The sequence below is a fragment of the Williamsia muralis genome (assembly GCF_051487485.1).
GTDB classification, from domain to species: Bacteria; Actinomycetota; Actinomycetes; order Mycobacteriales; family Mycobacteriaceae; genus Williamsia; species Williamsia muralis_B.
On sequence record NZ_JAHVCV010000005.1, the window covers coordinates 315228 to 325998 of the forward strand.

7 protein-coding genes are annotated in these 10771 nt (G+C 64.1%); 6 read left to right on the top strand and 1 reads right to left on the bottom strand.

Annotated elements, in window-relative coordinates; translation table 11 throughout:
* Positions 1-2: 2 nt before the first annotated feature.
* From KXR83_RS15760 to ilvA, 4 genes are all read left to right on the top strand, one after another.
* The gene (locus KXR83_RS15760) at positions 3-1304 is read left to right on the top strand and encodes a protein kinase domain-containing protein (RefSeq protein ID WP_437425610.1); all 1302 of its coding nucleotides are present in this window, start codon (positions 3-5) and stop codon (positions 1302-1304) included.
* A gap of 156 nt (positions 1305-1460) precedes the next feature.
* Positions 1461-5009 (top strand): DNA polymerase III subunit alpha, encoded by a 3549-nt coding sequence (gene dnaE, locus KXR83_RS15765; protein ID WP_437425611.1) that lies wholly within the window; start codon positions 1461-1463, stop codon positions 5007-5009.
* An 86-nt stretch (positions 5010-5095) separates the two neighbouring features.
* The gene (locus KXR83_RS15770; protein ID WP_437425612.1) at positions 5096-5533 is read left to right on the top strand and encodes a nitroreductase family deazaflavin-dependent oxidoreductase; all 438 of its coding nucleotides are present in this window, start codon (positions 5096-5098) and stop codon (positions 5531-5533) included.
* 23 nt (positions 5534-5556) lie between these two features.
* The gene (gene ilvA, locus KXR83_RS15775) at positions 5557-6930 is read left to right on the top strand and encodes a threonine ammonia-lyase IlvA (protein WP_437425854.1); all 1374 of its coding nucleotides are present in this window, start codon (positions 5557-5559) and stop codon (positions 6928-6930) included.
* A 35-nt stretch (positions 6931-6965) separates the two neighbouring features.
* Here ilvA and treZ read toward each other — a convergent pair whose 3' ends face one another.
* Positions 6966-8711 carry a malto-oligosyltrehalose trehalohydrolase gene (gene treZ / locus KXR83_RS15780; protein WP_437425613.1) on the bottom strand — a complete coding sequence of 582 codons (1746 nt, stop codon included), beginning with the start codon at positions 8709-8711 and terminating at the stop codon, positions 6966-6968.
* Positions 8712-9097: 386 nt separating this feature from the next.
* Between treZ and KXR83_RS15785 the strand changes: the two genes are divergently transcribed.
* Positions 9098-9904, top strand: coding sequence for an MlaE family ABC transporter permease (locus KXR83_RS15785; RefSeq protein WP_437425855.1), 807 nt, complete (start codon positions 9098-9100; stop codon positions 9902-9904).
* Positions 9904-10770 (top strand): ABC transporter permease, encoded by an 867-nt coding sequence (locus tag KXR83_RS15790; RefSeq protein ID WP_437425614.1) that lies wholly within the window; start codon positions 9904-9906, stop codon positions 10768-10770. The genes KXR83_RS15785 and KXR83_RS15790 overlap by 1 nt, the downstream gene beginning before the upstream one ends.
* The last annotated feature ends 1 nt before the right edge of the window (position 10771 follow it).

Here is a 10771-nt window from a genome sequence, read left to right on the forward strand (position 1 = left end):
ATATGGTGTCTTCCGAAGACGGCCCTCCCGTGGACGGAGGCCGGTTAGGGGAGATCATGTTGCAGCCGGGGTCCTGGATTGCGGGGTACCGGGTGGAGCGCGCTCTCGGTAGTGGCGGGATGGGCGCCGTCTACCTGGCCAAACACCCCGAACTTCCCCGCAGCGATGCCATCAAGGTCCTCGGCGAGCAGGTCGGCGCCGACGAACAGTTCCGCAAGCGCTTCCTGCGCGAGGCCGAAGTCGCGGCCGGACTGGACCATCCCAACATCGTCACCATCTACAACCGCGGCCGCAACGACGGCATGCTGTGGATCGCGATGCAGTACGTTCCCGGCACCGACTGCGCGCAGGAACTGCATCGGGCACAGGAAAAGGCCGGTTCGGACGTCGGTCTGCCCCCTGAGCGCGTGGTGCGGATCGCCGGTGAGATCGCCAGAGGACTCGACTACGCGCATCGCAAGGGTTTGCTGCACAGGGACATCAAACCGGCCAACATCCTCCTCTCGGAGGTGGAGAGCGACGAGTACGGCGACGGGATCGAGCGCCGCTACTCGCTTCAGGATGACGAGCAGCGCGTGCTGCTGACGGATTTCGGTGTGGCAAAGGCGGCAAACGAAACCGAGTCGCTGACCGTGGTGGGCACCGTCCTCGCGACGCTGTCGTACGCCTCACCCGAACAACTCAAGGGACAGCCCGTCGATCCGCGCACCGACCAGTACTCGCTGGCCGCCACCGTCTTTCATCTGGTCGCAGGCCGAGTGCCCTTCCGTGGCGACAGCACGGCGGACGCGATCAGCGGTCATCTGAGCAAGCCGGTCCCCAAGCTCTCGGAACTGGTTCCGTCGGTCCCGCCTGCGGTGGACTCGGTGATCGCGAAGGCCATGGCCAAGGAAGCCGATGACCGATTCGCGAACTGCCGCCAGTTCACCGATGCATTGCAGTCCGCGTTGCGGCAGGCAAAGGGGCCCGTCGGATACCCGGCCCAGGCGGCACGCCGACCTATCAGCTCCACGCCACCGCCGATGCCCGTCGCGCGCCCGGACGCCGGAACGCCCCCGACCCACCAGCGGTTTCAGCCGACACCGCCCCCGCAGCATCTCGTCTCCCAGCAGTACGGCCAGGGGTTTCAGCACACCCCGGCCCCGACGGCTCACGGCAGGTCCGTGCACCCGCAGGCAGGCCAGGGCACTGCCGGACACAACACCGGTGAACCGTCGGGTTCCAATGCAGTGATGATCGCGCTGCTCGTGGGACTGGTGGTGGTGGCGATCGCGATACTGATCGCCATCCTGCTGGTGGCCTGAGTTGTCACATCAGCACCATGCGTCACCACTCCGGGAGGCGTCGGACGCGCCTGCCCGCCGGCGTCGGTACCCCCGCCTAGACTGAAGACCTTGCGTCACGGCCCCGTCTCCGGTGGCCGGCGCAGGCGCTCGAGAGTTCGAAATGAGAGGCGACGCGTGTCGGATTCGTTTGTGCATCTGCATAACCACACTGAGTACTCGATGCTTGACGGGGCGGCGAAGGTCAAACCGATGATCGCCGAGGCCACGAGGTTGGAGATGTCCGCGATCGGCATGACCGACCACGGAAACATGTTCGGCGGCAGCGAGTTCTACAACGTCGCCACCGACATGGGGGTCAAGCCCATCATCGGTATCGAGGCCTACATCGCGCCGGAGTCGCGCTTCAACACCAAGCGGGTGCTCTGGGGAAATCGAGAGCAGAAGGGCGACGACGTCTCGGGTTCGGGTGCCTACACCCACATGACGATGGTGGCCGAGAACGCCACCGGTCTGCGCAACCTGTTCAAGCTGTCGTCGCTGGCATCCATCGAAGGCCAGCTCGGCAAGTGGTCACGTATGGACGCCGAGCTGATCGCGGCTCACGCCGAGGGCATCATCGCAACCACCGGCTGCCCGTCCGGCGAGGTGCAGACGCGTCTGCGTCTCGGCCACGAGCGTGAGGCGCTCGAAGCCGCAGCCAAGTGGCAGGACATCTTCGGGAAAGAAAACTTCTTCCTCGAATTGATGGAACACGGCCTGGAGATCGAAGGCCGGGTCCGCGACGGGCTGCTGGAGATCGGCCGCAAGCTCGGGATCCCGCCCCTGGTCACCAACGACTGCCACTACGTCACCAAAGGCCACGCGGCGAGCCACGAAGCCCTGCTCTGTGTGCAGACGGGCAAGACCCTGTCCGATCCCACGCGCTTCAAGTTCGACGGCGACGGCTACTACCTCAAGTCGGCCGCCGAGATGCGCGAGTTGTGGGACAAAGAGGTGCCCGGCGCCTGCGACAACACGCTGCTCATCGGCGAGAGGGTGCAGAGCTACGCCGAGGTGTTCGAACACCGTGACCGGATGCCGGTGTTCCCGGTGCCCGAGGGCGAAACGCAGCAGACATGGTTGCGCAAAGAGGTGGCCCAAGGTCTCAAGACCCGGCGGTTCCCGGACCGCGACGTGCCGCAGGAATACCTCGAGCGAGCGAACTACGAGCTCGACGTCATCATCCAGATGGGTTTTCCCGCGTACTTCCTGGTGGTCGGGGACCTCATCAGGCACGCCAACGAGGTAGGCATCCGGGTGGGGCCCGGTCGTGGTTCGGCCGCCGGTTCGCTCGTGGCCTGGGCGTTGGGCATCACCAACATCGACCCGATCCCGTACGGGTTGCTCTTCGAGCGATTCCTCAACCCCGAGCGTGTGTCGATGCCCGATATCGACATCGACTTCGACGACCGCCGCCGCGGCGACATGGTGCGTTACGCCACGGAGAGGTGGGGCAGCGACAAGGTCGCGCAGGTCATCACGTTCGGAACCATCAAGACCAAAGCGGCGATCAAGGACTCCGCCCGCGTCCAGTTCGGTCAGCCCGGATACGCCATCGCCGACCGCATCACCAAGGCGCTGCCGCCGCCCATCATGGCCAAGGACATCTCGATCGCGGGCATCACCGATCCCACGCACGATCGGTACAAAGAGGCCAGCGAGGTCCGCCAGCTCATCGAGACCGATCCCGATGTCAAGAAGATCTACGACACCGCTCTGGGGCTCGAAGGACTGATCCGCAACGCCGGTGTGCACGCCTGCGCGGTGATCATGTCGTCCGAACCACTGACCGAGGCGATCCCGGTGTGGAAGCGCCCGCAGGACGGCGCCATCATCACCGGCTGGGACTACCCCTCGTGTGAGGCCATCGGCCTGTTGAAGATGGACTTCCTGGGGCTGCGCAACCTCACGGTCATCGGCGACGCGATCGACAACCTCAAGCTCAACCGCAACATGGATCTCGACCTGGATTCGTTGCCGCTGGATGATCCCAAGACCTACGAGTTGCTCGCCAGGGGAGACACCCTCGGCGTGTTCCAGCTCGACGGCGGGCCGATGCGTGAACTCCTCAAACGTATGCAGCCCACGGGATTCGGCGACATCGTTGCGGTGCTCGCGCTGTACCGCCCCGGCCCGATGGGCATGAACGCCCACAACGACTACGCCGACCGCAAGAACAACAGGCAGCCGGTCAGCCCCATCCATCCCGAGCTCGAAGACCCGCTCAAGGAGATCCTGGCCGACACCTACGGCCTGATCGTCTACCAAGAGCAGATCATGCAGATCGCCCAGAAGGTCGCCGGTTACTCGCTCGGACAGGCCGACCTGCTCCGTCGGGCCATGGGTAAGAAGAAGCTGTCCGAACTCGAGAAGGCGTACGCCGGTTTCCGCCAGGGAATGCTCGACAACGGATTCTCCGAAGCCGCGATCAAGGCACTGTGGGACACCATCCTCCCGTTCGCGGGATACGCCTTCAACAAGTCGCACGCGGCCGGCTACGGTCTGGTCTCGTTCTGGACCGCCTATCTCAAGGCCAATTACCCGGCCGAGTACATGGCCGGTCTGCTCACGTCGGTTGCCGACGACAAGGACAAGGCCGCGATCTACCTGGCCGACTGCCGGCGTCTCGGCATCACGGTGCTGCCACCCGACGTCAACCACTCTCAGCAGAACTTCGCGGCCGTCGGCGACGACATCCGCTTCGGACTCGCTGCGGTGCGCAATGTCGGAACAGGTGTGGTCGCTTCGATTCTCGCTGCGCGCGAGGAGAAGTCGAACTTCTCGAGCTTCTCGGACTACCTGGCCAAGATCAACGTCACGGCCTGCAACAAGAAGGTCACCGAGTCGCTGATCAAAGCAGGCGCGTTCGATTCACTCGGTCATGCCCGTAAAGGGTTGTTCCTGGTCCACGCCGATGCGGTCGACGCTGTCCTGGGTACCAAGAAGGCCGAGGCCGTCGGCCAATTCGACCTGTTCGGTGACGCGGGCGGTGACGGCGGTGCGATGACCGACGACGCCTTCGCCGTCAAGGTGCCCGACGAGGAGTGGGACACCAAGCACAAGCTCGCCCTGGAGCGAGAGATGCTGGGACTGTACGTGTCCGGGCATCCACTCAACGGGGTCGAGCACGTCATCTCTGCCCAGACCGACACCTCGATCAGCTCGCTGCTGGAGGGCAACGTCAAGGACGGGGCCCAGATCGTGATCGGCGGCATCATCTCTGCGGTGACCCGACGCGTCAACAAGAAGGGCGAGTCGTATGCGGTGGTCCAGATCGAGGACATGGTCGGTGGGGTCGAGGTCTACTTCTTCCCGCGCGCCTACCAGGCGTACGGCATGGACATCGCCTCGGATGCGGTGGTGCTGGTGAAGGCACGGGTCAATCTGCGCGACGACAGCATGATGATCTCCGCCAACGACCTCGCGGTTCCGGACCTGTCTCACGTGGGCGTCGGGAAGCCGATCTCCCTGACGATGCCCACCAGGCTGTGTACCGCGGACCGCGTCAGTGCGCTCAAGCAGGTACTGGTGCGCCATCCCGGCACCGCCGATGTGCACGTGCGCCTGATCAGTGGCGACAAGGCCACCACCCTCAAACTCGACGACCAACTGAGGGTCAACCCCACGTCGGCGCTGATGGGTGACCTCAAGGCGCTGTTGGGGCCCTCCTGCCTGGCCACCTGAGGTTGCTCGTACGGAATAGGCTCGGGCGACCCCGGGGTTGTAGCTGATCGAACCGAATGTCACTCCAGCGGAAAGAAGCAGAGCCGATGCCACTTCAGGGCGAGTACGAACCGAGTACCAGTGATTGGGCGCGCGAGCAGGCCGAGAAGTACGAGAACTCCGGCGGCACCGAGGGCACCGAGCTCAACGGTATGCCGGTGGTTGTCTTGACGTCGGTGGGACGCAAGTCAGGAAAGCTCCGTAAGTCGCCGCTGATGCGCGTGGAGAACGAGGGTAAGTACGCCGCTGTCGCCTCGCTCGGTGGCGCACCGAAGAACCCGGTTTGGTATTACAACGTGGTGGCCAACCCGCATGTCGAGCTGCGTGACGGCCCGGTGGTCAAGGACATGATCGCCCGCGAGGTCACCGGCGACGAGAAGGCCGAATGGTGGGAGCGTGCCGTGGCGGCATTCCCGCCCTACGCCGACTACCAGAAGAAGACCGACCGGGCGATCCCGGTGTTCGTGCTCGAACCCGCTGAGTAAATCGCTGGAAGTTCAGTGAGACCATAGGGACCGTGACCACACGACACACCGCTGATCCGACTCCGCACGCCACCGCTCCCGACCTCGACGCCGATGCGATCGAGGCGGCGGCGGAGCGAATCGGCAATGTGGTGGTGGCGACCCCACTGCAGCTCAGCGAGCGTCTGTCGGCGAACACGGGCGCACAGGTCTACCTCAAGCGTGAAGATCTGCAGTCGGTCCGTTCGTACAAGATCCGCGGTGCCTACAACGTGATGTCGCTTCTCACCGAGGCCGAGCGTGCAGCTGGTGTGGTGGCGGCGAGCGCGGGCAACCACGCCCAGGGCGTCGCCTACGCAGCGCGCACGATGCAGATCCACAGCCGGATCTACGTTCCCACCAACACGCCGAAGCAGAAGCGTGACCGTATCCGTTGGCACGGAGGCGATTTCGTGGAACTGATCGCGGTCGGGGACACCTACGATGCCGCGGCTGCGGCTGCTCAGGCCGATGTGCTGGAGACCGGTGCGACCTGGATCCACGCGTTCGACGACACTCGTACGGCCGCAGGTCAAGGCACCATCGCCAAGGAGATCGTCGAGCAACTCGGTGTCACCCCGGACCTGGTGGTGATTCCCGTCGGCGGTGGTGGGGCGCTCGCAGGCATGGTGACGTATCTGCGCGCACACAGCCCGGAGGTCCGTATCGTCGGCGTGGAACCCACCGGTGCGGTGTCGATGTCGGCCGCTCTTGTCGAGGGCGGCCCGGTCACCCTCACCGACATCGACCCTTTTGTCGATGGTGCGGCTGTCAAACGCATTGGCGCGCTGGGTCATCGGGTGATGGCGGCGGCCGGCGCAACGGTGGCCCAGCATCCCGATCTGCCACCGTCCGGCACCGTGCATCGAGGACACGAGCAACTGCCCGCCGGAGCCACACACATCACCCACGTCGACGAGGGTGCGATCTGTTCGGCGATGCTCGAGCTCTATCAGAACGAGGGCATCATCGCCGAGCCCGCAGGCGCACTCGCGGCGACCGTACTCGAGGATCTTCCGATCGAACCCGGCTGGAACGTGGTGTGCCTGCTCTCAGGCGGTAACAACGACGTGTCACGGTACGGCGAGATCATCGAACGTTCACTGGTCCACCGTGGCCTCAAGCACTACTTCCTGGTCGACTTCCCGCAGGAGCCCGGTGCCCTTCGCCGGTTCCTCGACGAAGTCCTCGGACCCGACGACGACGTCACACTGTTCGAGTACGTCAAACGGAACAACCGTGAGACCGGAGCCGCGCTCGTGGGTGTCGAGCTCGGGGCACCGGAAGGGCTCGGCCCGCTGCTCGCCCGGATGGACGCCTCGCGACTCAAATGCGAACGGCTCGAACCGGGTTCGCCGGCGTACCGCTACCTCACCTGACCACCGCTCGGGCGGTCAGATGAGGCCGCGTGAGGTCAGTCGCGTCGGATGATCAGCACACTGTGCCCGGCCAGGGTCGGTGACGTGACTTTCCTTCCCGGTTCGATCCCATCGGACGCGCCGTTCTCGAATGCGAGCAGAACGGTGCCCGAGAACGGTGGTTCCGCGGGCGCCTCGGTCAGGGTCACGATCGTCGACAGTGCTCCACGGTGCATGGCGAACCAGGTGTTGCTGTCGTCGAAATCGATTGCCACCGAGTCGAAGTCGTCGTCGGAGTACTCGAGCTGACTCTTGCGGAGCGTGATCAGGTCGCGATAGAACCCCAGCAACGCGGCGTGTGGCTGCTCGGCCAGTTCGTCCCAGTTCAGCTTCGACCGCGAGAAGGTCTCCGGGTCTTGGGGATCGGGCACGTCGGCCGCATCCCACCCGTGTTCGGCGAACTCGGCCTTACGGCCGTTCGCGGTTGCCTCACCGAGTTCTGGTTCGGGGTGGGAGGTGAAGAACTGGAACGGGGTGCTGGCTGCCCACTCCTCACCCATGAAGAGCATCGGCGTGAACGGTGAGGTGAGCACCAGCGCTGCCTTGACCGCCAGCTGGCCCGGGTTGAGGTAGTGCGAGGGCCGGTCGCCGATCGCACGGTTACCGATCTGGTCGTGATTGCAGGTGTAGACCACCAGCGACGTGGTGACCACCCGTTGATGGTTGATGGGCCTGCCGTGCCTGCGCCGCCGGAAGGACGAATAGGTGAGGGCGTGGAAGAAGCCTTCTCGCAGAACCTTCGACAGGCATTCGAGACTGCCGAAGTCGGCGTAGTAACCCTGTCGTTCCCCCGACACGGTGGTGTGGATCGCGTGGTGGCCGTCGTCGCTCCACTGGGCGGCCAGGCCATATCCGCCGTCATTGCGGGAGGTGATGAGTTTGGGATCGTTCAGGTCGCTCTCCGCGATCAGCGACAGCGGCCTGCCGACCCGGTGCGACAAAGCGTCGGTACGCATCTGCATTTCCTCGAGGAGGTGCAGCGCGGTGCGGTCGACCAGGGCGTGCACGGCGTCGAGCCGTAGTCCATCGACATGGAACACCTCGAGCCAGCGCAGCGCCGAACCCAGGATGAACTCGCGGACCTCGTCGGAGTCGGCTTCGTCCAGGTTCACCGACTGCCCCCACGAGGTGGCACCTTCGGTGAGATACGGGCCGTAGTTGGGAAGGTAATTGCCCGACGGACCGAGATGGTTGTACACCGCGTCGATGATCACGCCGAGCCCCCGCAGGTGGCAGGCATTGACGAAGCGCGCGAGGGCGTCAGGACCCCCGTAGGTCTCTTGCACCGCGTACCAGCCGACGCCGTCGTAGCCCCAGTTGTGGGTGCCGTTGAAGGTGTTGACCGGCATCAGCTCGACAAAATCCACGCCGATGTCCACCAGGTGGTCCAGTTTGGCGATCGCAGAATCGAGTGTGCCGTCGGGAGTGAACGTGCCGACGTGCAATTCATAGATGACTGCGCCTGCGACGGGCCGTCCTTGCCAGTCCGAATCAGACCAGATGTCCGGGTCGATCTCGTGCACCTGGGACAGTCCGTGGACGCCATCGGGCTGTCGCGGTGAGCGAGGGTCGGGGAGTGGGTCGGTGCTGTCGTCGATGAGATAGCCGTAGCGGGCGCCGGGCGACGCAGGTACAGGACTTTCCCACCAGCCATCCCCGGTCTCGCGCATCGAATGGATGTCGCCGTCGATCGTCACTCGCATCTGCTGCGCCGTCGGCGCCCATACCGGTAGAGAGGTCACCTCTAAACCGTAGGTGCTATCCATCCGCGCCGCCGTGGTGGTCGCCCGGCGCGTCCAGGATGTGGACCGCGCGGATCGACGCCGAAACGGCTTAAGTTAACGACAAATCACGGCAATGGTAGGCCTGCGAGAGCTTTTGGGCTAATGTGAGCACGCGCGCTTCCAGATCGTGGTGAACACGATCGTCGCTGCGTACGGCAGCGGTGCGACGAAAGAACATCGTGTCGGGTCGGAAACGTTGGTTCGTCGGCGATTTCGATTAGCTATATGGCACTATGAGCGAACTCATACGCAGGGTGTGCGTGTGACGGGGACCACTGAGGCAGGGTGTGAGTACACAAACCGCGGCGTCACGCAGCAGGCGAACAGCCTCGGCTCGTAGTGCAATGCTGCCCGCCAAACGCTGGTTCCGCGGCCACGTGATCGCATCTTTTGAGACCTTCGGGCGGCAGATGACGCTGTTCCTCGAGGTTTTCAAGGTGCTGTTCGTCGACATCGTCAAGCGGCGGTTCCCATTCGGTGAGTTCATCCGCCAATGCGCGTTCATGGCCAACACCTCTGTCATCCCCACTCTTCTGGTTGCCATCCCGGTCGGTGTGATCGTCTCCATCCAGGTCGGCAACATCGCCAACCAGATCGGCGCCACCTCGTTCTCGGGCGCGGCAACCGGTCTCGGCGTGATCAGGCAGGGTGCTCCGCTGGTCACATCTCTTCTGCTTGCCGGCGCGGTCGGGTCGGCCATTGCCGCCGACCTGGGCTCGCGCACCATCCGCGATGAGATCGACGCGATGCGGGTGATGGGAGTCAATCCCACCCAGCGGCTCATCTCGCCGCGCCTCCTGGCCACGATGGTCGTGAGTTTCTTGCTCTGCGGATTCGTGTGCTTCATCGGCTTTGTCACCGGTTACGTCTTCAACGTCTACTTCCAGGGGGGTACGCCGGGTAGTTACACCGGCACCTTCGCGTCCTTTGCATCCCCGGCAGACCTCGCGTTCGCCATCACCAAAGCAGTGATCTTCGGCGCGATCGTCGCGGTGGTTGCGTGCGACCGCGGGCTCACCACGAAAGGGGGACCCTCAGGTGTCGCCAACTCGGTCAACGCTGCGGTGGTCAATTCCGTGATCCTGTTGTTCACGGTCAACGTCATCCTCACCCAGATCTTTGCGGTGGTCGTCCCGGCCAGGGTGGTCTGATGGTCGCCTCCAAGTACACGCCGCCGGCCCTCAAGCCACTCGACTGGGGCAAGAAGGTCTATCAGTCACCCCGAGACACATTGGTGTTGATGGGACATCAGGTCACCTTCCTGGTCCGGTCGGTCGGTGCGGTCCCGATTGCCTTCAAGCACTACAGCAAAGAGATCTGGCGTCTGCTCTCCGACGTCACCTGGGGTAACGGCGCCATCGTGGTGGGCGGCGGAACGATCGGCGTGATCATCCTGCTCGGCATCATGGGTGGCGCAACCGTCGGTATCGAGGGCTATACAGCCCTCAACCTGCTGGGCATGTCGCCGGTCACCGGTGCCATCTCGGCATTCGCGACCACCCGCGAATTGGGACCCCTGCTGGCTGCGGTCGCCTTCACCGCGCAGTCCGGGTGCCGCTTCACCGCTCAGTTGGGGTCCATGCGGATCAGCGAGGAGATCGACGCACTCGAATCGATCGCGATCCGGCCGATGCCGTACCTCGTCACCACCCGCATGATCGCCGCCGTGATCGCCATCATCCCGCTGTACTCGGTGTCGCTGGCCGCGAATTACCTGGCCTGCCAGCTCATGTTCCAAGTGCAGAGCGGGCAGGGTCGCGGCGCATACCTGTCGTACTTCTATCAGTTCATCCTGTCCAAGGACATGGTGTTCTCGGTGATGAAGGTTGTGGTGTTCGTGCTGCTCACGACGTTCATCCAGTGCTACTACGGCTTTTTCGCATCGGGCGGACCAGAGGGTGTGGGGGTGGCAGCCGGCCATGCCATCCGGCTGTCGATCATCGTGCTGGTCTTCGCGAATCTTCTTTTGACACTTGTTTTCTGGGGCCTGTCGCCCGGCATCAGGATTTCGGGGTAAT

Bases quoted from the DNA above. Each gene is read 5' to 3' on its own strand.
- KXR83_RS15760 (WP_437425610.1), top strand. From the start codon at position 3: ATGGTGTCTTCCGAAGACGGCCCTCCCGTGGACGGAGGCCGGTTAGGG.
- KXR83_RS15770 (WP_437425612.1), top strand. From the start codon at position 5,096: ATGCCACTTCAGGGCGAGTACGAACCGAGTACCAGTGATTGGGCGCGC.
- KXR83_RS15785 (WP_437425855.1), top strand. From the start codon at position 9,098: ATGCTGCCCGCCAAACGCTGGTTCCGCGGCCACGTGATCGCATCTTTT.
- KXR83_RS15790 (WP_437425614.1), top strand. From the start codon at position 9,904: ATGGTCGCCTCCAAGTACACGCCGCCGGCCCTCAAGCCACTCGACTGG.